A 20,296-nucleotide genomic window follows, 5' to 3' on the forward strand; every position below is an offset into this window, starting at 1 on the left:
AATGTTGTTTTTTTCCTCATTTTCATTGATTTCTTTCAAATTCCAGCTCCGCTTCCCCGAGCATCGGCATCGTATAGCTTTTGAAAATTATTTTCATCGTGTACATGTCTTCATCTTCGCCCGAGCCAAGCCGCTGCAGCATTTCAGCATCCATTCTCTGTATATCTCCCGGATCCACATAACGATAGTCCCACTCTTCCACTGCAAACAGCCGTTTCGCCGTATAAAGCTCATTAAGAAGCTGAAGAAGACGGCTCTGCGGACCAATGACAGACAGCTCGAATGTGTTCGCTTGGAGCTGATTGTCAGGCTGCGCTTGCGTGCCTTCCATGTCCGGGCCAATTTCCTTCAAATCCGCAAACAACACCCTTGCCTCTTCCATCTCGAGCGCCAGTGTCCCCAGAATGCCTGAGAGCTCTTTGGAGGAAGGAACGGCTTGCAGCAAGCTTGACATCATTTCATCCGTTACTTGATCAGATTCCAATGTATTGTTAACCAGTGCCAGCCTATGCTGAGCTTCCCGCAGCTCATTCTGCTGCTGTTCCCGGTCAAGCCACACCGGCGAGACATAGAATAGTGCGGCAACGATATTGATCAAAGCCGCAAAAGACGCGGCGGTCAAGACGAGCATTAACGGCGTAAGCTTGCTTTTGATTGGTACCGTCTGATTCATCATTTGTCCGCCCCCCACTTCTCCCGGTTAAGCTGAATGTCAACAACAAGCTTATACACCGAACCTGGTACCCGGTCTGCCGATGTTCCGGCATTCGCCATTTCCGGCAGCTCCCGCGCATTTTCCGCCAGATGGTTCAGTTCTCTAACCGTTACGCCTTCAAAATCAGGCACCTGTTCCAATTCATTGATATATAATCGAAGCCGCTCATAGGTATCGAAGTAAAACTGCCCGGTCAAAAGCCCTTCGTTGTTCACATTCATGCTAATCACTGTCGCAGCAGCATACGGGAAATTGCCAAGGACATCTTCCATCACGGGCGCCCATTGCTTCCGGCCTTTGCGCGCCGCTTCGATGATGCCGTCAGCCTGCTTGTACGCTGCAGCGCTGATCCCATCCGTATATTGCCCCTGCAGCAGCTCCTGCTCTACTTGCGTGATTTGCGCACCGATCTGGGAAGCATCCCGTTTCCACTCCACATAAAAATACAGCTGAAGACCTAATATAACTGCAGCAAGTCCCCCAATAATTACACACAGCAGGGTCCTATTTCTATCAATAAAGGAGGGACGAGGGTATAGGTTTATTGATTTCATCTTTGTTTCCCCCTGAGTGCAAGTCCACACGGAGCGGCAAACGCGCTTACATTCCATTCCGAGCTGTCCCCTTCAACAGGGAGCTGGTGCCATTCCAATGGAACAATCTTCTGCGCCATCCTGGATTTCAGTATCGAAATCAGCTTGTCCATGTTCGGCAGATCCCCTGATACAATGACCGAATCAAATTCTTGATCACGGTTGTTCAGCGTATACCGGTAAAAATTAATCAATCGCTCCAGTTCGGATACAAGATCCTGACATGCCGTTTCAAAGGATTGCTCTGGTGACCTAAACTCCGCAAATAAGCCGTTCAAAGGCTCGCCGGATAAAGGATCGGCCGCTGACCCGGGATGGATGAGATTGACTTCAATATTTCGCGTGATTTTTATAACGCCATCGCTGACGATGGAAACATCACAGGCCGTTTGATTGATATCGAGCATCAACCATGTCCCTCTCTCTATAGGCAGGCACTTTTCTTGAAGACGCTGCAATGAGAAGGCTTTGATCTCCATGCTGCGTATGGACAGCCCTAAGGATTCAAGCAGCCGAACATAGGTCTGAAGCAGCTCCATTGGCGCCGCGACCAGCATAACCTCGCACAGCTGAGCCTCTGTCTCTGCGTTTGACCACTCTACATCCGCCGTTTCCAGCAAGGGCTCAGCTTTCCGCACCTCTTCTTCAGCTGCAGTCGGCTTTGGCAATTTAATAAAATCATAAAACGGTTCATCAAACGGCAAATGGAGATTGTGCATAAGCTCGAATTGGATGAGCTTTCTTAGCTCCTTCTCCTTTACATCCGGCAGCTTGACTGTCCGAATCATGACATTCTGGCTTGGAATCGCAAAGTGAATCGACCGGGAGCTCCATTCCCTGTCATCCAGTAAAGTTTGAATAACGGAATGCAGCATGCCTTCGTTGATGATCCGCCCGTCATTCATCGTGCCGGGCGGCAGCGGTCGCATCGCGAAATGGATTACCCGATGGCTCCCATCGGGCAATTCTTGTACCTCGCACATTTTTATATGCTGATCGGTTATTTCCAGACCCAGGGCAGCATGGCCCCGTTTCATGCCGCGCAGCAGCGTTTGTATCATATCAGCGCCCTCCTTTCCTTCAGCTTGCCTGAATACGGCCAGCTAATCTTATTTGGAGCTTCATTTGGAGCTTCTGCCACCAATTCCGTAAGAGGCATCTGCGCCTCCTCCAGTTCCGGAAGGGAAGTAATCAATACAGATGGCATCCGTGCCCACCCTGCCGTTGTTCGCATACCATTCGGGAAATATGGTGTTTCTTCCTGCATAAAAGCCGCCCAGCACATTCGTGGACATATGAATATTATTCGAAAACCGAATATCACGAAGCGCCGCCATATATCCGCCCACAAGCATATGATGGCTCACTACACCGGAAAACCGGATATCGCCTGCAGCAATCATGTCACGCCCGATCTCGATCCGGTGAATACGATCAATGAGAATGGATGATCCGCTCACGAAAGCGCCGCCGACCTGAAGATCCTGCGTGGTGTCATCCAGAATCGTGCTTCCCCCGGTAATTAAATCGCCGCGCACGACCAGTTTTTTCAGTGATTCAAAGGTTAACTCTCCGCCGACCAATAAATCGCCTTCTATGATGATCTCATCGATATTATCGTCAAATTCTATATCGCCTTTAACCAGCAGGTCACCTTTAATATGAATTTTTTTCCCCCCGCCAATGGCCATATCCCCGCCTACCCGGACATGCCCGCCAATCGTTAACGGCTGACTCACATAGTCTGAAAATTCCAGGTCCCCGGCTGCTTCAATGGCAACCCCGTCCGGCAGCGCGTCGATCGTCATGCTGTTCCAGGTTCGGACTATATCGATATCACCCGCATATTTCACGCCCGCTCCGGAGGCATAGATCGTATGCGTCCTATTCTGCGTCACCTTATCATTTATGGATGACACGCCTTTGGGCACATAATCAGGCAGCAGCGCATCGTCAAAATAGAAATCAATATAATTTCTGAACTCTTCCGCGAATTTGGCCCGGTCATAGTTGTTTTCGATAAAGTTCTCTGAAGGCGACTCTGCACCGCAGGCAGCAAAAACCCGATTGAAATCGTCCTTATTCATGACAACCCCGTGCTTATGATAAAATTCTTCCCCTGTGCTGCCGCTGGATGGACCCGTGCCGCCTCCACCACCCGGCTCTGAAGCCGGGGGATTGAGCTGCAGGATGACCACCCGTTCTCTTTCACGGCTCCCCGAGCCCCATCTCGCAGTGAATTCTACAGCGATCGGATCGCCGTTCCCGTTATTCCTTACGGCGATATGTTCTACCACGCCGTTACTTTTCAGACTGGCCTCCAGACTGGCGGCTAAGGCTCGCAAATCCTGCGCCTGCAATCCGGACTGCGCCGCTTCTTCGAATAAACGCGTATAGATGGCAGAAGCCGATTCGGCCATCGAATACGCCTGCTCCGCATGGGAACCGGTTGTCGATTGCAGCATCCCCACATTGACACGGGCTAGCAGCGGAGCCACCATGAGCGTAGCGGCGACAATAAAACCGAGTACGAGAATGAGCGTGTTGCCTTTTTCAGAGCGAAACGATTTCGACATTTTCATTCCATCTTTCAACAAATTAATCTATAGTAAAGGTAGATTGTATTATCCTAGGAGGTGCGGCTGTGAACAATCAAAAAGGCTTGACCTTAATCGAAATATTAGGCTCCGTCACCCTGCTGGCCGTCGCTGTCCTGGCCATCACCGCCCTGCTTCAGCAGACCTCGCTGTTTGCCAAAGATAATGAAGCGATCGACCAATCCGTATCGATCTCCCGGACAGTGATGGAGGAAATAAAGCGCAATCTGGCAAGCCGCGATTCGATCTCGCTATTTGAAGATGGACAGACGCTTGCATTGACCGAGCTGCGAGACAATGCGCCTGCCTATAAGCTGCCTTATTCCATCTACTATCCGAACGCAGCCGACCCCCAATTCGAGGTTAAGGTCGAATCCGACGTGTACAATTTATCAGACATTCATTTTAAAGATCAAACCTATCAGATCACGGACTATTTCCGGCTCATTCGGGTCACAAGCATCAACCTGACCACCAATAAATCGTATATCCTTGAAGGCTATGCAGAGTACAAACCTTAACTTACAGAGGTGAATCCATGTACAACAACGAAAGAGGCGTCTCGCTAGCCGAGGTTCTGGGCGCGTTATCCATCACCGCAATTGTACTTGGCGTAGTACTCGTGATGCTTAATCAGACCCATACGAGCTCTTCGCAAATCACATCCCGCGAAACCATAAAGCAGGAATCCCGCGATATTATAGATCATATGGTCCGTTCCATCCGCACAGGCTTTACTGCATCAGTCAGCGCTGCCGAAACGCTTCGTTTGGAGGGGCCCGAAGGCCAATATATCTCGTATCGCTTGGATGGCAATACTCTGGAATCAGTCTCTTTTCTGATCCCCGACGGAGGAACGGAAAAAGTGCTGATCCGTCGAGTGATGTCTAGCCACGTCGATTACCTCCATGCGGGATTGTCCGAAAGCAATACAAGAGTGGAAATTACGCTTCGCATGCAGCTCCCCAACGGCCAAATAGATACCGCTTCAACCGTTGCCTACACCTTGCGATAACAAGGATAGGTAAGCCTCAATGAAACGATCGCCCCAGAAATAAGCGGTAATGGCCCCGACGGCGATATACGGTCCGAACGGTATCGTCCGTCCATTTTGGTACACGCGCAGCATAAGCTGAAGGATGCCAATGGCAAGGGCGGCTGCGCTAGCCAAGAAAATGCTAAGCAGCGTCAGCTTTATGCCCAGAACCAGCCCGATGAAGACGTAGAGCTTAATGTCTCCTCCTCCCATTGCTTCTTTCTTCAGCAGCTTCCCGCCCGCTATTCCGATCAGCAGCAGAAACCCGCTCCCCGCAATGGCAGCGATCCCATAGTTCCACAACGGTAAGGGATGCGACCAAAGACGAAGCAGGATCGCACCCGCCACTCCGATCAGAACCACCTTGTTCGGGATGATTAATTCGGATAGATCGGTCTGGACCACGATAATCAGGATGGAAATGAAAAACAGAGCTGCTGCCAGCTCCTTTTGCATGCCAAGCTGGAATGCTGCCAAGCCGAACAACAGCGCAGTCGCCAGCCCCATTAACGGGGAGGCCAAGACCGGCCTGTCGGTCCAGTGCAGGGCAAACCGATTCAGTACGCTGCCCAGCAGCAGCCCGGTGATGGCGATAATGATCGGAAATACGATAAACATGATGCTCCCGCCTTGCTACGGTAAGATCGAAAGAAAGGCAACCTGAAGGGCTGCCTTTACAAAATTATGGCGATGAAGGTGCAGTTAATGAAACGGAGTATCTCCCATTTGTTACGGTAATTGTAGCAGTTGCTCTTCTGTTCGCGTCTTTATTCCATTCCGGAACGGCATTCAAATAGCCGAGATCAACAAGGTCGTCATTGGTTGTACCGGAAGTTGCAATAGGAACTGTAGTTGTTGTTGTCAGATTTCGGTCAATCGCATATCTCAGGGCGACTTCCTCGATTAATTTATTTGTTGCTTCATCCGCTTTTTGTTCAGCGTTATTAATCGTTCCTGTAATGGCAGGTACAGCGATCGCCGCAATAATTCCGATAATGACCATGACCGCCAGCAGCTCGATTAACGTAATACCTCTTTGGTTCTTCAGCATGTTTCTCATTGTAATCTCCTCCTGTACCATTTATTTTATAATCCTTGCATCAGTTCAAAAGATGGCATCAGAACAGCCAGCACGATCAGTCCTACGACCCCCGTAAGCACAACGATCATCAAAGGCTCGAGCAGCGACTTCAAACGTTCCGCCATCGCGTCCACATCCGCTTCATAGAAATCCGCGACCTTCTCCAGCATGCTGTCCAATGAGCCTGAACGTTCTCCAACCGCTATCATCTGTACGACCATCGGCGGAAACAGCCACGATTCCTTTAACGACTCCGCCATCGAATTACCGCTGCGCACCTGACCCTTCATGTCCGAGATCACTTTTCCGATCGCCTGATTTCCCACAACATCCGAGACAATGGACAATCCTTGCATCAGTGGTATTGCAGCGGCAAATAAGGAACTGAACGTACGGCTGAAGCGTGCAATCGCCTGTTTGTGCCACAGCTTGCCGAAGACCGGAATCTTAAGCTTGATGTAATCCAGCCGCTCGCGGCCCCACGCCTCTCTGCGGATCAGCCTTATGAGCAGGGACGGCACAAACAACGAGGCGACAACGATGTACCAGTACCCCTGCATAAACTCGCTTGCCCCCATTACAATGCGGGTCGGAAGCGGCAGTTCAATGCTCATGGAAGCAAAGCTCTCCACATACCTCGGAATGACGAAGATCATCATAAAGATGACAACCAGCACCATAATAATCATCATCACTGCCGGATACACCATCGCCGATTTTACTTTCTCTTTCGTGTTGCGCTCCTTCTCGAAAAAGACCGCCAGCCGCTCCAGCATCTCATCCAACTTGCCGGACACTTCACCGGCTCTGACCATGTTGACGAACACGGGTGTAAACACCGTAGGATACGCGCTGACCGCCACCGAAAATTGCGTGCCGCCCTTCATGTCCTCTGCGATCTCAGCGAGCAGCTTACGAAACGGTTTGCCGGGCGATTGCTTACTCAGGATACGCACCGCTTCCACTAGGCCGATCCCCGCTTTGTACATCGTCGCCAGCTGTCTGCAAAACACAGTGAAATGTTCCGTTTTTACCTTTGGACCGCCAAACTCCAGTTCACGGTGGAGCAGGCTCTTGCTCCGGTCAATCAGCTTGGTAACCCACAACCCCTGCTCCCTTAGCAGCTCCGCAGCCTGCTGCTGCGTGGCTGCTTCCAACACACCCGAATAACGCTTTCCACTTCCGTTTACCGCCTTATACTGAAACTTCGGCATGCGAACCAACTCCATTGATGCTTCTTAATCATTCTTGCAGGTTTGCAAATCCGAACATAGCCTGGTTTGCTTCTGCGACTGAGATCCGGCCCTGCTGCAGCAGCTCACGCAGCGCATTCTCCATCGTCTGCATACCCTGCGACCTGCCGGTTTGCATGACAGAGCGAATCTGATGAATCTTCTCTGATCGGATCAAATTCGCAACGGCCGGTGTATTGACAAGGACCTCCATAGCAGCGATCCTGCCGCTTCCATCCGCTTTAGGCAGCAGCCTCTGGGCCATGACACCAAGCAGCACGGCAGATAATTGCATCCGAATCTGCTGCTGGGCCTCCGGTGGGAACACGTCGATGATTCGGTTGATCGTCTGGGGCGCATCGGCTGTATGTAACGTTGCAAACACGAGATGGCCGGTCTCCGCTGCGGTAATGGCCGTGCTGATCGTCTCCAGATCGCGCATCTCGCCAACGAGCACCACATCGGGATCCTGTCTCAGCGCAGCTCGCAAACCGGCAGCGAACGACAGGGTATCCACGCCAATCTCACGCTGGTTAACAATCCCTTTCTTGTGAACGTGCTCGAACTCAATCGGATCTTCCAGCGTCACGATATGTTCACAGCGAGTCCGGTTGATATAATCGAGCATTGCCGCTAATGTCGTTGATTTCCCGCTCCCTGTAGGGCCGGTGACAAGCAGCAAGCCCTGCGGCTTATTCGCCAATTCACCGGCGATTGACGGCAATCCCAGCTCCTCCAGCGAAGGAACCTCAATCGGAATTAACCGGATGCTCAAGCCAACACTGCCCTTCTGTTTGTAGGCATTAATCCGGAATCGCGAGAGCTGGGGAATCACATAGGACAGATCGAAGTCCCCGCGTCCCATAAACTCCTCATACTGGCCTACCGTCATGAGCTGCTTGGCTAACTCCGCCGTGTCCTCCGGGTTTAGCGGTTCCTGGTTAATCGGTTTTAATTGCCCATGGACTCGAAACATGACCGGCGAATGGACAGTGATATGAATATCCGACGCCTGAAGCTTATGGGCTAAAGTAAGAATGTCCGTCGCTTGCCCCATCCGCATCCCCCTTTAGATAATTAACATCCTGTTACTCTTCATGGCTGGTCACGCGGAATACTTCGGCAATCGTGGTGAGTCCCGCCGCCACCTTCTGTAAGCCATCCTCTGCCATCGGAATCAATATGCCTTTATCCATGGCATACTTCATATATTCATTGTCTGAACGTTTGGCCAGAATCATCGAGCGAAGCTCATTATCGATGAGCAGCACCTCATGAATGGCCAGCCGCCCTTTGTAACCGGTACGGCCACAATCGCCGCAGCCTCTTCCTTTCGACAACAGGTCCACAACAATGCCATGGCGCCTCAAAAGTGACGCCTCTTCAGGCAGCGGATCGACCTTCTCACTGCATTTCGGACAAATCCGCCTCACCAGGCGCTGAGCCACGATACAGTTGACCGCCGAAGAAATCAGAAACGGCTCGACTCCCATATCAATCAAACGGCTGATGGAGCTAACGGCGCTGTTCGTATGCAGCGTGCTGAACACGAGGTGACCTGTCATTGCGGCTCGAACCGCAATTTCCGCCGTTTCCATATCCCGGATCTCACCGACCATGACAATGTTCGGGTCCTGCCTGAGGATTGCCCGCAGCCCTCTGGCAAAAGTAAGTCCGGTTACCGGATTGACCTGCACCTGATTGATCCCCTGGAGCTGATACTCTACCGGGTCCTCAATCGTAATGATGTTGACATCGTCGCGGTTAAGATGGGATAACGCCGAATACAATGTCGTCGTCTTTCCGCTCCCCGTAGGTCCGGTAATGAGCACAACGCCGTGCGCCATTTCAATGCCTTTCAGGAAAGCTTCCAAATTTTGTTCAGAGAACGCAAGCCTGCTTATTTTATGAAGGGAATTCCCCAAATCCAATATCCGCATCACCACTTTTTCCCCATGTACGGTTGGCAGTGTGGATATTCGGATATCTACCTTGCGAAATTCAATATCGAGCTCAACTCGTCCATCCTGAGGCAATCTACGTTCTGCAACGTTGAGATTGGCCATAATTTTGATCCGGGCAATAATAACGGCCTGCATATTAGGAGGCAATGTGCGCTCCGTCCGCATGATCCCATCCACCCGATACCGGATCCGGAAGCTGTCCTCCTGTGGATCAAAATGGATGTCGCTGGCACCGAACTGCACGGCTTGCGTAATGATCTGGTTCACCGTCTTGACGACAGGAGAATCCTCTTCCTCCAAGCCCTGCTCCGGTTCTTCTTCTCTGGACAGCAGGTTTTGGCTGATCTGCTCTATCGTCTCCTGTAATCCGTAATAGCGGTTGATTGCGCGCTGCAGCTCATCTTTTGAAGCAATAACGGGTTCAATCCGCAGGCCGGTAGCAATACGAATCTCATCGATCGCAAAATAATCGAGGGGATCAGCCATTGCCAAGATCAGCTTGTTTCCATCCACCCGCAGAGGCAGCACGCCATGCTGGTCAGCTAGCTTTTGAGGGATGAGTTGAATGACCTTAGGCTCAATCTTCTGCCTGTATAATTTGACATGCGGTATGCCAAGCTGGAACTCCAGAACCTCGATGAACTGCTGCTGTGATATGTATCCCTGCGTAATTAACACGTCTCCCAGACGCATCTTCATCTCCGATTGCTGCTTTAATGCCTGCTGCAGCTGTTCTTCGGTAATTACGCCTGTCTCGACTAACAGATCCCCAATCCGCTTGCGGGGTCCGATCATATGCATCACCCCTGCTAAATTTTCATGACTTATGATGCGCCAGAGTAAGATGATCCATGTTAATTATCAAGATAGCCTATGAAAATATAGTATACCATTGTCGAAATCTGTAGAAATATCCTTAAACAAAAACAGGTAATTAGCCATTCTTTGAAGTCCTATATCTCTTTGTAATAATAGTCTAACAGAACTAATTTTCTGAAAAAAGACCCAGTTTCTCTTTACCCTAAAATGATGTTGCTGAAACAGCATTTTCAAAGCTGTCCAGATGGCGCTCGAGTACCAATTTTTACACCTCTACATGCCTACAAAATAAATCTATCATGTGGAAGGTTGACATTTGCTTCATACAGGAGTATAAAAAAGTTAAATCAAACCATTCGTTGACGGGAACAAGTAAGCCCGAACGTCGCGATCTCCAGAGAGTCGGCAGCTGCTGAGAGCCGATGATCCGAGACGGGCCGAATATCCTCCCTGAGAATCCGAGCTGAAGTCGCTGCTTGCGTGTTAGAGTACGTGAAGCGGATGTATGGTAAGCCTCGGACGGGTGTCCGCCGTTACAGGGAACACGTATGACAGTACGTTGCTGAGTGCCGCAGATTTAGTTGGATGACTAACCGATGACGCGGAATAAGGGTGGTAGCGCGAGTATAATCTCGTCCCTGACTGGGACGGGATTTTTTTTAATTTTTAGAAGGGGGATACAACAATGGAGGAAAATAGCGGATACAAACAGGAGTCTGTACAGCAAATCAGTCTGGAGGAAATCGTTTTTGCGCAGCATCTGATCAAGGATACCGTGATCCGCACTCCGCTTCAGCACAGCCGTGTGCTGTCGGAACGTTACGGCTGCAATGTCCTTTTAAAGCGGGAAGATCTGCAGGTGGTCCGTTCCTTTAAAATCAGGGGCGCTTATCATTTGATAAAATCAATGCCTGCCGATAAATTGGCACGGGGGGTCGTCTGCGCGAGTGCGGGGAATCATGCCCAAGGCGTCGCCTATTCCTGTCAGACGTTAGGCATCCCCGGAAAAATCTATATGCCCAGCACTACGCCGCGGCAGAAGGTAAGCCAGGTCTCCTTCTTCGGCGGACAGTATGTTGAAGTCATCCTCGTGGGCGATACGTTTGACGATGCGTATGCAGAAGCGATCGCAGCCAGCGAGCGGGAGGACATGCCGTTCATCCATCCGTTCGACGATCCAAAAATTATAGCCGGCAACGGCACTATCGGCCTGGAGATTATGGATGCGATGGACGATGCGCCGGATTATGTTTTCGTAACGATCGGAGGAGGCGGGCTTGCCGCCGGCGTTGGCGCATATCTTAAGACGGTTCAGCCCAGTGTGAAGCTGATTGGCGTCGAGCCTGAAGGCGCACCATCGATGAAGGCTTCGTTGGAAGCAGGCGTGGTTACCCCGCTGGAGCAGATCGACAAATTCGTTGATGGCGCAGCCGTGAAAAAGGTCGGCGAGCTTACTTTCGAGCTGTGCCGCCATGTTCTGGACGATATCATCGTTGTGCCTGAAGGCAAGGTCTGCACTACGCTTCTTGACCTTTACAACGAGAATGCTATAGTCGCCGAACCTGCCGGCGCCCTTCCGATTGCGGCGCTGGAGCAGTATAAGGACCAGCTTGCCGGAAAGACGGTCGTCTGTGTAATAAGCGGCGGGAATAATGATGTGGACCGGATGCAGGAGATTAAGGAGCGTTCATTGGTATATGAGGGATTAAAACATTATTTCATGGTGAATTTCCCTCAGCGGGCCGGGGCACTGCGTGAATTCCTCGATGATGTATTAGGGCCCGGCGATGACATCACCCGTTTTGAATATACGAAAAAGCATAATAAAGACAACGGTCCTGCCCTCGTCGGCGTCGAGCTCAAGCATCGCAGCGACTATGAACCGTTAATCGACCGCATGAACAAAAAAGGCTTCCAGTTCCTCGAGCTGAATAAAGATCCGCTGCTGTTTAATTTGCTGATTTAAGTCGGTTGGGCACAGGGCCTCCCGGCCCTGAAGCGCCCTAAGCCCAAAAGCTGAATTATCGTGCATTTCTGCTCCTCATTTTAGTGGCATCCGTTTCGTTCGCATTGAATTATAGGCTGAAATAGGAATGACCCTTATCCTTGCTTCTTCGCAGAAAAAGCCCTGCCGGCGCAGGGCTTTCCTAATTTTTGAAACTCCCCGCCGTCCCTGTACGTTATGATAGTAAGAAGCGATCGATAGCGAATTTATGCCATGGCAGCTCCGTTGTCTCCATCTTTTTTGAATGTCCGTTTCAGCCTGGAATATAATGGAATAAATCTCCTGGCAGTTAAGGGGCACCTTACCATTATACGAAAGTGCAAAGGAGTCTGTGTGGTGAGTCGATTTCGCAGCCGATTGCTCGGACCGGAGATGCTTATGCTCTCCATTATCATGCTAATTGTAGAGTTCGTGCGCGGGGCTATACTGATCAGCTTCCTTCCGATCTATGGAGAAAAGGAGCTCGGCCTCACGCTCGATATCATTGGAATTGCGATCACGGCCCATTATTTGACGGATACCGTTTTAAAGTTAGGTATTGGTTATTTGCTCGACCGATTTTCCGTTCGTTTTATTGTCCATTTCGGCCTTTTGATTTGCTTGAGCGGTGTATTTCTGCTTGGCTATGCCGAGTTGCCCTGGGTGTTTATAACGGCTTCTGCTATATACGGAATCGGCATATCTCCGATATGGATCGTTTGTTTAATGAAGGTGACGGATGACAGGCGCGCCACCCAGATGGGATTTTTATATACGATCTGGTTTGTCGGTCTCGGTGCAGGACCGATTGTATGCAATATGCTGCTCGATTTTAATACGTCATTCACGTATTATTTACTTGTCGGCCTTTCCCTGCTGGGCTGGATGCTTTCCTTAATGATCAATTATCGGACAGCCCAAACCGTGCAGACGATTCCCTTCCTTAAGCAATTGGATATACTTAGAGATAAGCTGCGCCAGATGAAGCTGCTGCTGCCCGGCATGATACTGCAAACGACAGGCGCAAGCATGCTTGTCCCGATCCTTCCCAGCTTTGCTGAGAAGCAGCTTGGCATGACCCACACTCAATATTCTTATATTTTACTTGCAGGGGGACTGTTCACCGTTCTGGGACTTATGCCGATGGGGCGTTTATCGGACAAGCTGGGAGGGAAGAAATGGTTCCTCGTTACCGGGTTCGGCCTATTCTCCATCATTCTCTATCTGCTGACATGGAAGCCTCCAATATGGGAATGCATCGTTTTGGCAGCTATGTTAGGTTTATCTTATGCCGTTGTCCTGCCTGCTTGGAACGCGCTGCTTGCCTCCTATATCCCTTCCTCGCAGCAAGGGCTCGGCTGGGGCATGTTCTCAACCATCGAGGGCATTGGCGTCATGATCGGGCCGATATTAGGCGGCGTTCTTGCTTCGTCACGAGGCGAAACATCCGTTGTCTGGATTAGCGCCGTGTTATTCGGGTTAATCGCATTATTATACCTTTGCTTTCCTTTCCGCTCATTTCGTGGGGAGATTAACCGTATTTCTTGAAAAAGGATGGAATTAAATTCATGAGTCAACTACAAGAATGGATACGCGAAATTAGGCAAATAGATCCGGATCAGCTGCAGCAGACACTGGAGAGTTATTCCTCCTGGGGACCGCTTCCCGGGATTATAGCGCCCATGGTGGAATCCCTTCTGCCGTTTCTGCCGTTATTTCTCATCATCGCTGCGAATGCGAATATCTATGGTTTGGGACTTGGCATATTATATTCGTGGATCGGTGTCTCCGCCGGCTGCGTGCTCGTCTTTTGGCTCTCGCGCAAACTGGGAGGCCGCTTCGGGCTCTGGCTGCAAAGACGCTTTCCCAGCAGCTCGCGTTTCTTTCGCTGGATCGAACGGCGCGGCTTCACGCCGATCTTTCTGCTGGCCTGCTTCCCGTTCACGCCTTCTTCCTTGATCAACATCGCAGCAGGTCTGAGCACGGTTCCATTTCGAACGTTTACAATCGCAATCCTGCTCGGCAAAGCGGTGATGATCGCCAGTATTTCCTTATTAAGCTTCGATATTACAGATCTTATCTCCGAGCCATGGCGCATCGCTGTTGCGGCTATTGTACTTATCATGATGTGGCTGATCGGTAAACGGTTGGAGATCCGGTTTCAAACCTGACTTTATCACATTTTCTCCTTCATTCGCTCATAGCTTTCTTCCATTCGAGGCAGACTAATGCTGGAAATGCCAACCGACAGGCGAAAGGAGGAAGATGTCCTCATGTCCGGCACATACCCATCCGACAAACAAAAAGCGGCGAGAAAAGCCCAGTCGATCGCGGATCGTACAGGCGTGAACAAGGAAAAGGCCAGCGACCTGCAATCCGATGCCGACCGCGCTGCCGTTCCGAAACACGGCCTGTAAGGGTCCTGACATCATTCCAGAAGGAGGCGCACAAGCATGAGCGATAAGCATAGCGAGATGAATCCGGTGTCTGGCGAGAAGGTTGAGGTTGACGGGATCTATCAGACCGAATGGGGCCGTGAAGAAGAACTGAAACGCGGCGAACGGTTTCCTGCCGATCCGATACTCGGCAATACCGAATGGGATCTCAAAGAGCTGAGCTACGACAACCATCATGAAGGGCGAACCGACCCTAGGCTTGTTCCCAAGAAAGAAGACCCGACGAACAAAAATTTATCCAGCCCCAGAGGGCACATCGATCGCGGGGATAAATAAGAAAAGACCCGGCAAGCCGCAGTTGCGCTTGACCGGGGTTTTTCTTATTTATCGACTCGCAGGTCCGTACGCTGCTGTACCTGTTCAATCAATCTCTCCAGCCTGCGGAGATGATAGCCATATTCCAGCAGGGCAGCACCGACGAATACTAATCGCTTGCGCTCCTCGGGCTCATCGCTCCAATAATCCACAAGCTGCTCCTCAAACCCTCCCCCAAGCTGTTCATCCGGCACAATACTCACCCCAGGCTTCATCTTATCCTCAGCCTTCAGCAGGATGTGCTCATGATACTTGGTTAACTCCTCGATCTGGTGGTCGAATTCTTTGGCCCATTCCAGCGCCCCCGGCGCGGAGAAATAGTGCTCCTCCACAACATCGAGCAGGTCAGCGCCCTTTTGCAGTGTTTTGATCATTTGCTTGGAGACGATAAGCTGCCTGGCCTGATTGAGCTTGCTGAGCTTCGTAACCGCCCTCTCTTCCTCAAACAGCCGGTAACGCTCATCCAGCTTGCGCAGCATATCGTGCAGCTTTTCTTTTTCCTCATGATGGATCTGTTCCTTCATTTCGTTGGAAATCGCAGTGCGCAGCAGCAGTGACAGCTGATCGAACGCTTGATGCACCTGCTCGGTGAACTGTCGTCTGGGGCGCGGCGGGAATAACAGCACATTAACGGCAAATGCTGAGCCCATACCGCTAAACACCATCGCCAGCCTCTCAAGCGCAAATAACCATCCTTCTCCATGGGCTTCCATTACCGCAACTACCGTGACCAGCGTCAATCCAATTGCACTCTCCATTTTCAGGCGCATGTTGACTAAGATCACCACAATACAGACGAGGCCAACAGCAATCGGCGTACTACCGAACAGCCTGACGGCAGCCAACGCGATCGCCGCTCCGATCAGGTTTGCTTGCAGTTGATCCAGCATTTGCTTCCAAGAACGATAGATCGATGGCTGAATGGTGAAGATGGCCGCAACTGCGGCAATGATCGGGGAAGGAAACCGCAGCAGCTCGCTAACAAAGATGGCCAGCGCAACTGCTAAGCCTGTTTTCAATACACGAGCGCCGATTGTCATAGATGTAAACCTCCCGCAGCCGGCTGGATGAATCCAATTATCTCAGCACGGCCCTTGATGTTATTGCCTGACGTATATTATAGCCGATTCCCCGCAGGAAAACATCGTGAGATAAGCAGAAGCATCTGTCCCGATCAATCTTGTACCGTTAATTTCCTCCACGAAAGCGGCTGATTGGGGTCACCTTCGGAGCTGCGCTTTCTTCCTCGGCAGGGACATATTCCGCATAAGGAAGTGTAATTTCGAATGTCGTACCGATGCCAATCTCACTGTAAGCTTTAATACTCCCCTGATGGTTATCTGCGATTTTATAACTGACCATCAACCCTAGCCCTGTTCCTTTGTCTTTTGTCGTATAAAATGGCTGTCCCATCTTGGATAATTGCTCTTCGGCAATTCCCGGACCCTGGTCTGTAATTCGTATAACCACTTCATCTGCTTCCCGCGTACAGCGGATATGTATTTTACCGCCTTCGCTCATCGCCTCGATCGCATTATTCAGGACGTTAATGAAGACTTGTTTGATTTGGTTCTCCACGCCGCGTACCCACAAAGGAGAAGGATTATATTGCGTTTCCAGTTCGATATTATGCAGCATCGCTTGTCCTTCAAGCAAGGTAACGGTATCCCCCATGGTTTTTCTCGTGTCAATATAGGCCAGATCATAGATCTGCGGCTTAGACAGCATGAGCAGCTCGCTTACGATAGATTCAATACGGCTCAGCTCTGATTTCATGATATCGTAGTAGTTCTTGGTGGCGCATCGTCCGGATGTAATGAGCTGCAGAAACCCTTTAAGCGACGTCAGCGGATTGCGTATTTCATGCGCGATTCCTGCGGCAAGCTGTCCTGCTACATACAGCTTTTCCGAATTAATCAAAAGCTCTTCATTCTTCTTGCGTTCCGAGATATCGCGAATAATGATCTGCACTGCGGGCTTGCCGGCCAAGGCCGTCCTCGTCTCCACTACCTCCGTATACAATAACTTTCCTTTTACCGTATACCACTCCTGCTCCACCGGACCGTGCGAAATCTCGGGTTCCAGCGTGCTCAGCCGCCTGAGCTGCACACTGTGATAATTGGGATGAAGAAAAGTATAGATCGATTTGCCGATTAAATCTTCATCTTGCTCCGCTTCGAACATCCGCATGCCGGAACGATTCACATATTTCCACTGTCCTTCACAACATATTGCAATCATGTCGATTGAATTCTCGACAAGCAGTTTATATTGCTCTCCGACTTGCTCAAGACGCTTGTTAGCCATCGCTGTCATGAGACTGAAGCCGATTACCATCAGTATCCCGATGCCCAGCATCGCGACAAGCATCGTTTGATTGTCACTAAGCCGATCAGCCGTCATAATCTGCGTATATTCGATAGCAACAACTTCGATCGCAATAAATTGCATCACCAGCATCGAGCTTCCGAGCAGCAAGCTGCAAATTAAATTACTGCTCCGCTCTTTCAGCTCGAACAAATAATACGCGCCGAATGCGCACGCCCAACTCAGAATAAACGATAGGAGAACCAAGCCACCGTGAAGTTGATATCCGTTTAATGGCACCGAGAACATACTGACAAAAAACAGGCCGCACGTGGCGACTGATATCAAAAAACTAGCGGCAAGCACTCTGATTAACGAATGCATCCCGCTTCTTAGCAGGAGAAAGGACAGAAAGGACAGTCCCGTCCCGATCAGTAGCAGCAATGACATCTTGACATCAATGATAACCATCGTATCCGAAGCAAGCATGATCAAGAAATGGACGGCCGATACACCAAGTCCAAATACCGCAGCACCGCCAAATAACCAATATCGCTGTCCTGACCGATTCCACTGTTTAAAATTACCGATTAACTGAAACGTCGTATAAGAAGACAATACACTAATCGTCAATGACAACAACGTAAACAAACAGTTGTCGGTGCCGAAATGATCCCTCATTCTTTCCCTCATCTACGCATGAATTAAATAACAAATGTTAAAATTCGACAATTTTACGTAAAATCCTTTTTTATACGTATTTTTATGACAATTCTCTTAATCTGCTTATATATTCAATATGTACTGCTATTCGGGTATAATGGAGCGACAATAATCTTGTGTTAACATTAAAGGAGGATTTATGGGTAACCTTGTGAAAGAGTTCAAAGAATTTGCCGTAAAAGGCAATGTGATTGACTTGGCCGTCGGCGTGATCATTGGAGGTGCATTTGGAAAGATTGTTACCTCGTTGGTTAATGATATTATCATGCCCCCATTCGGGAAGCTGCTGGGTAACGTGAACTTCGCCGATTTGTTCATTAATCTGGAGCCTGAGCGGCGGTTAGAGAACGGCGAACCGATCACTTCACTGGCGCAAGCCACTGGAGCCGGAGTGCCCGTTATTGCATATGGCCAATTTATTAATATCACCATCAACTTCCTCATCGTTGCCTTCTGTATCTTTCTGTTTATCAAAGGCATTAATTCCTTGCGCCGTAAAAATGAAGAGGCTGAAAAACCGCCGGCGGCGCCAACTGAAAAGGAATGCCCGTACTGCTTATCCAAGGTTCCGGTTAAAGCTTCACGCTGCGCACACTGCACATCCCATCTCGTGGAAGAGAAAGCCTGAGCAATGGAGATCTTCGATATTTATGATGAACAGATGAATCCGATCGGTACGGCAAGCCGGGCTGAGGTGCATAAGCTCGGACATTGGCATCAAACATTTCACTGCTGGCTCATACGGCGGGATGGATCCCGCCGTTACGTCTGGTTTCAACTCCGGCAAGCCGGAAAGGATACCTATCCGGACCATTACGATATTACGGCTGCAGGACATCTCAGCGCCGGTGAGACCGTCAGAGAGGCCGTTCGGGAAATTGAGGAAGAGCTCGGATTAAGCGCTGACTTTGAACAGCTCGTTCCGCTCGGTCAATATCGCGAGGAATCCGCCTCGGAAGCCGGCGGCGTCCCATTCATCGATCGTGAACTGAGCCATGTATTCGGCTTGGTCTGCAAGGTTCCTCTTGTTTCATTGAAGCTGCAGGCTGAAGAAGTCGCCGGCGTTTACGAAGCGGAACTCGAGGATATGATCGCCCTCTTCGAGGGACGTATATCCGAAGTAGGCGCCCAAGGCGTCGAGCCTGCCGCGGACGGACAACTGCAGCTCGCGCAGCGGACAGTAACCGCCTCCCGCTTCGTTCCCCGTGAATCTTCCTATTACGCCGGGATCTTCCGCTCGCTTGCGCAGCTCGGCTAACTCGCTTGGCTTAGTCACACACTCCCCGGCCGCAATCTTTTCCCCTCTCTATTATTCTGGTATAGATTTCACCGCTTCTGCCTAGAATAAGAGTAATAGAGGAGGGGATTACCGTGGCTTATTTTTTACTTCTAACGATCTCTTTACTTCCACAGGCATTTATTTGTGCCGTTCTCCATGAAGCTATACGAGTAAAATCCAAACATCTGAAAGAGCGATTAAAAGATAGAGACTGACCTTTGAATGGTTTCCTTGCTATCGGGAGATTATATTATCAATCTGATCTGGAGGATTTGTTCCCATGGATATTAACACGGACAGTTACAAAGTCGCCCCGATAAACGATTACGAACGAGCTATTGAAATCATCAAACAAGCCGAAGCGTCAATTGCCGAATTAACAGGTAACCCTGTAACCTTGATCGCGTATGAAAAAACCGAGGAATGAATCCGCGTCTTCTTCTATTCCAAATGTCGCCAAGCTGCATAGCCGGGCTTGCGCCCGGCAACAAGAAAAAGACGCGGTTCCAATATTCGGAACACCGCGCCGTGACTGATTATATATGGTGCTGATAAAGGGATTCGAACCCAATCAACAAGAGAAAAATATATAATTTCCCCCAGCTTCATCTATACGATTCATCTGCCTATAAAGCGGGTAATGAGTATAAAAAGAAGCAGGGGGAATGTTGATGGCTTATCAAAAGCTGCTTGTCGCATACGATGGCTCAGAACAGTCAGTTCGGGCATTGAAAACCGGGATGACAATGGCGCTTGGCTGGAATGCCTCATTAGAAGTGCTGCATGTTTACGATATACCGGTTATGATCGTGGGAGAAGCGATGATCCCGCCGCCTGTTGAAAATTCAGTGGCCATGGTTGAAGAAGCCGAGCATTGGGCAGCCGAGGCCAGGTCGATCATAGCAGCTGAACCTGGAATCCAAGCGGAAGTGACCGTATTGCAAGGTGATCCAGGCAAGCAAATCCTCGAGACGGCAGCCGAAAAAGAAATCGATCTTATTATTATCGGATCCCGCGGACTAAGCGGCCTCAAGGAACTCTTCGTTGGCAGCGTAAGCCATTATGTGATTCAGAACTCGAAGGTCCCCCTTCACGTGGTTAAATAATAACAAAGCAACCCCCGCCAGTTGGCTCGAGGCCACTGAAAAAGTCCTTTAAACAAAGAAGGTACCGTCCCTCAAATACATTGAGAGAG

22 protein-coding genes and 1 other annotated feature are annotated in these 20,296 nt (G+C 50.1%); of the genes, 11 read left to right on the forward strand and 11 right to left on the reverse strand.

All coding sequences use genetic code 11. The annotated features are described in order from the left end of the window. Window positions 1-22: 22 nt before the first annotated feature. Genes IEW11_RS22505 through IEW11_RS22520 form a run of 4 tightly spaced genes read right to left on the reverse strand, consistent with a single transcriptional unit; the run spans window position 23 to window position 3,884 of the window. Window positions 23-676: a hypothetical protein gene (locus IEW11_RS22505; RefSeq protein WP_188533333.1), complete on the reverse strand. Its 654-nt coding sequence runs from the start codon at window positions 674-676 to the stop codon at window positions 23-25. Next, entirely contained in the window at window positions 673-1,269 is a 597-nt protein-coding gene (locus IEW11_RS22510) for a PilN family protein (protein WP_188533334.1), read from the reverse strand. Before IEW11_RS22510 ends, IEW11_RS22505 begins: the two co-directional genes overlap by 4 nt. Then, window positions 1,266-2,369 (reverse strand): type IV pilus biogenesis protein PilM, encoded by a 1,104-nt coding sequence (gene pilM, locus IEW11_RS22515; protein WP_188533335.1) that lies wholly within the window; start codon window positions 2,367-2,369, stop codon window positions 1,266-1,268. The genes IEW11_RS22510 and pilM overlap by 4 nt, the downstream gene beginning before the upstream one ends. Before the next feature lie 60 nt (window positions 2,370-2,429). Beyond that, window positions 2,430-3,884, reverse strand: a complete 1,455-nt coding sequence (locus tag IEW11_RS22520; RefSeq protein ID WP_188533336.1) for a hypothetical protein — start codon at window positions 3,882-3,884, stop codon at window positions 2,430-2,432. Between the two features lie 68 nt (window positions 3,885-3,952). Between IEW11_RS22520 and IEW11_RS22525 the strand changes: the two genes are divergently transcribed. Continuing rightward, on the forward strand, window positions 3,953-4,426 hold the full coding sequence (locus tag IEW11_RS22525; RefSeq protein WP_188533337.1) for a type IV pilus modification PilV family protein: 474 nt from the start codon (window positions 3,953-3,955) through the stop codon (window positions 4,424-4,426). Window positions 4,427-4,443: 17 nt separating this feature from the next. Then, complete coding sequence (locus IEW11_RS22530) at window positions 4,444-4,920, forward strand: prepilin-type N-terminal cleavage/methylation domain-containing protein (protein WP_188533338.1); 477 nt, start codon at window positions 4,444-4,446, stop codon at window positions 4,918-4,920. Here IEW11_RS22530 and IEW11_RS22535 read toward each other — a convergent pair. From IEW11_RS22535 to IEW11_RS22555, 5 genes are all read right to left on the reverse strand, one after another. Continuing rightward, a complete protein-coding gene (locus tag IEW11_RS22535) occupies window positions 4,894-5,559 on the reverse strand; it encodes a prepilin peptidase (protein WP_188533339.1) in 666 nt (221 codons plus the stop codon). The genes IEW11_RS22530 and IEW11_RS22535 overlap by 27 nt on opposite strands. A gap of 64 nt (window positions 5,560-5,623) precedes the next feature. Next, entirely contained in the window at window positions 5,624-6,001 is a 378-nt protein-coding gene (locus IEW11_RS22540) for a prepilin-type N-terminal cleavage/methylation domain-containing protein (RefSeq protein WP_188533340.1), read from the reverse strand. 26 nt (window positions 6,002-6,027) lie between these two features. Next, window positions 6,028-7,236, reverse strand: coding sequence for a type II secretion system F family protein (locus IEW11_RS22545; protein ID WP_188533341.1), 1,209 nt, complete (start codon window positions 7,234-7,236; stop codon window positions 6,028-6,030). Between the two features lie 28 nt (window positions 7,237-7,264). Continuing rightward, on the reverse strand, window positions 7,265-8,311 hold the full coding sequence (locus IEW11_RS22550) for a type IV pilus twitching motility protein PilT (RefSeq protein WP_188533342.1): 1,047 nt from the start codon (window positions 8,309-8,311) through the stop codon (window positions 7,265-7,267). A 31-nt stretch (window positions 8,312-8,342) separates the two neighbouring features. Beyond that, complete coding sequence (locus tag IEW11_RS22555) at window positions 8,343-10,013, reverse strand: GspE/PulE family protein (RefSeq protein WP_188533343.1); 1,671 nt, start codon at window positions 10,011-10,013, stop codon at window positions 8,343-8,345. 374 nt (window positions 10,014-10,387) lie between these two features. Next, window positions 10,388-10,680, forward strand: a binding site (T-box leader). A 42-nt stretch (window positions 10,681-10,722) separates the two neighbouring features. Here IEW11_RS22555 and ilvA point away from each other — a divergent pair. The 5 genes from ilvA (at window position 10,723) to IEW11_RS22580 (ending at window position 14,753) form a co-directional block, all read left to right on the forward strand. Continuing rightward, entirely contained in the window at window positions 10,723-12,003 is a 1,281-nt protein-coding gene (gene ilvA / locus IEW11_RS22560) for a threonine ammonia-lyase IlvA (RefSeq protein WP_188533344.1), read from the forward strand. Between the two features lie 375 nt (window positions 12,004-12,378). Then, window positions 12,379-13,569: an MFS transporter gene (locus IEW11_RS22565; RefSeq protein ID WP_229725583.1), complete on the forward strand. Its 1,191-nt coding sequence runs from the start codon at window positions 12,379-12,381 to the stop codon at window positions 13,567-13,569. A 20-nt stretch (window positions 13,570-13,589) separates the two neighbouring features. Next, the gene (locus tag IEW11_RS22570) at window positions 13,590-14,192 is read left to right on the forward strand and encodes a TVP38/TMEM64 family protein (RefSeq protein WP_188533346.1); all 603 of its coding nucleotides are present in this window, start codon (window positions 13,590-13,592) and stop codon (window positions 14,190-14,192) included. Between the two features lie 102 nt (window positions 14,193-14,294). Beyond that, window positions 14,295-14,438, forward strand: a complete 144-nt coding sequence (locus tag IEW11_RS22575) for a hypothetical protein (RefSeq protein ID WP_188533347.1) — start codon at window positions 14,295-14,297, stop codon at window positions 14,436-14,438. Between the two features lie 36 nt (window positions 14,439-14,474). After that, the gene (locus IEW11_RS22580; RefSeq protein ID WP_188533348.1) at window positions 14,475-14,753 is read left to right on the forward strand and encodes a transposase; all 279 of its coding nucleotides are present in this window, start codon (window positions 14,475-14,477) and stop codon (window positions 14,751-14,753) included. Between the two features lie 44 nt (window positions 14,754-14,797). Here the strand turns inward: IEW11_RS22580 and IEW11_RS22585 are convergent, their stop codons facing one another. Together IEW11_RS22585 and IEW11_RS22590 are read right to left on the reverse strand one after the other, a co-directional pair. Beyond that, on the reverse strand, window positions 14,798-15,832 hold the full coding sequence (locus IEW11_RS22585) for an FUSC family protein (protein WP_188533349.1): 1,035 nt from the start codon (window positions 15,830-15,832) through the stop codon (window positions 14,798-14,800). A gap of 148 nt (window positions 15,833-15,980) precedes the next feature. Next, on the reverse strand, window positions 15,981-17,780 hold the full coding sequence (locus IEW11_RS22590; protein ID WP_188533350.1) for an ATP-binding protein: 1,800 nt from the start codon (window positions 17,778-17,780) through the stop codon (window positions 15,981-15,983). Window positions 17,781-17,961: 181 nt separating this feature from the next. On the opposite strand from IEW11_RS22590, the gene mscL reads away from it, so the two are divergent. The 4 genes from mscL to IEW11_RS22610 all read left to right on the forward strand — a co-directional run bounded on the left by mscL (window position 17,962) and on the right by IEW11_RS22610 (window position 20,207). Continuing rightward, window positions 17,962-18,450, forward strand: a complete 489-nt coding sequence (gene mscL / locus IEW11_RS22595) for a large conductance mechanosensitive channel protein MscL (RefSeq protein WP_188533351.1) — start codon at window positions 17,962-17,964, stop codon at window positions 18,448-18,450. Between the two features lie 3 nt (window positions 18,451-18,453). Continuing rightward, on the forward strand, window positions 18,454-19,080 hold the full coding sequence (locus tag IEW11_RS22600; protein ID WP_188533352.1) for an NUDIX hydrolase: 627 nt from the start codon (window positions 18,454-18,456) through the stop codon (window positions 19,078-19,080). 301 nt (window positions 19,081-19,381) lie between these two features. Further along, window positions 19,382-19,528, forward strand: coding sequence for a hypothetical protein (locus IEW11_RS22605; RefSeq protein WP_188533353.1), 147 nt, complete (start codon window positions 19,382-19,384; stop codon window positions 19,526-19,528). 244 nt (window positions 19,529-19,772) lie between these two features. After that, window positions 19,773-20,207, forward strand: coding sequence for a universal stress protein (locus tag IEW11_RS22610; protein WP_188533354.1), 435 nt, complete (start codon window positions 19,773-19,775; stop codon window positions 20,205-20,207). Window positions 20,208-20,296: the final 89 nt, after the last annotated feature.

It is taken from the genome of Paenibacillus abyssi (genome assembly GCF_014640295.1).
GTDB lineage: Bacteria > Bacillota > Bacilli > Paenibacillales > Paenibacillaceae > Paenibacillus_D > Paenibacillus_D abyssi.

Bases quoted from the DNA above. Each gene is read 5' to 3' on its own strand.
- IEW11_RS22610 (WP_188533354.1), top strand. From the start codon at position 19,773: ATGGCTTATCAAAAGCTGCTTGTCGCATACGATGGCTCAGAACAGTCA.
- IEW11_RS22590 (WP_188533350.1), bottom strand. From the start codon at position 17,780: ATGAGGGATCATTTCGGCACCGACAACTGTTTGTTTACGTTGTTGTCA.
- IEW11_RS22555 (WP_188533343.1), bottom strand. From the start codon at position 10,013: ATGATCGGACCCCGCAAGCGGATTGGGGATCTGTTAGTCGAGACAGGC.
- IEW11_RS22530 (WP_188533338.1), top strand. From the start codon at position 4,444: ATGTACAACAACGAAAGAGGCGTCTCGCTAGCCGAGGTTCTGGGCGCG.
- IEW11_RS22540 (WP_188533340.1), bottom strand. From the start codon at position 6,001: ATGAGAAACATGCTGAAGAACCAAAGAGGTATTACGTTAATCGAGCTG.
- IEW11_RS22550 (WP_188533342.1), bottom strand. From the start codon at position 8,311: ATGGGGCAAGCGACGGACATTCTTACTTTAGCCCATAAGCTTCAGGCG.
- IEW11_RS22605 (WP_188533353.1), top strand. From the start codon at position 19,382: ATGGATATTAACACGGACAGTTACAAAGTCGCCCCGATAAACGATTAC.
- IEW11_RS22545 (WP_188533341.1), bottom strand. From the start codon at position 7,236: ATGCCGAAGTTTCAGTATAAGGCGGTAAACGGAAGTGGAAAGCGTTAT.
- IEW11_RS22585 (WP_188533349.1), bottom strand. From the start codon at position 15,832: ATGACAATCGGCGCTCGTGTATTGAAAACAGGCTTAGCAGTTGCGCTG.
- IEW11_RS22510 (WP_188533334.1), bottom strand. From the start codon at position 1,269: ATGAAATCAATAAACCTATACCCTCGTCCCTCCTTTATTGATAGAAAT.
- IEW11_RS22580 (WP_188533348.1), top strand. From the start codon at position 14,475: ATGAGCGATAAGCATAGCGAGATGAATCCGGTGTCTGGCGAGAAGGTT.
- pilM (WP_188533335.1), bottom strand. From the start codon at position 2,369: ATGATACAAACGCTGCTGCGCGGCATGAAACGGGGCCATGCTGCCCTG.
- IEW11_RS22520 (WP_188533336.1), bottom strand. From the start codon at position 3,884: ATGTCGAAATCGTTTCGCTCTGAAAAAGGCAACACGCTCATTCTCGTA.
- IEW11_RS22575 (WP_188533347.1), top strand. From the start codon at position 14,295: ATGTCCGGCACATACCCATCCGACAAACAAAAAGCGGCGAGAAAAGCC.
- mscL (WP_188533351.1), top strand. From the start codon at position 17,962: ATGGGTAACCTTGTGAAAGAGTTCAAAGAATTTGCCGTAAAAGGCAAT.
- IEW11_RS22535 (WP_188533339.1), bottom strand. From the start codon at position 5,559: ATGTTTATCGTATTTCCGATCATTATCGCCATCACCGGGCTGCTGCTG.
- IEW11_RS22570 (WP_188533346.1), top strand. From the start codon at position 13,590: ATGAGTCAACTACAAGAATGGATACGCGAAATTAGGCAAATAGATCCG.
- ilvA (WP_188533344.1), top strand. From the start codon at position 10,723: ATGGAGGAAAATAGCGGATACAAACAGGAGTCTGTACAGCAAATCAGT.
- IEW11_RS22600 (WP_188533352.1), top strand. From the start codon at position 18,454: ATGGAGATCTTCGATATTTATGATGAACAGATGAATCCGATCGGTACG.
- IEW11_RS22505 (WP_188533333.1), bottom strand. From the start codon at position 676: ATGATGAATCAGACGGTACCAATCAAAAGCAAGCTTACGCCGTTAATG.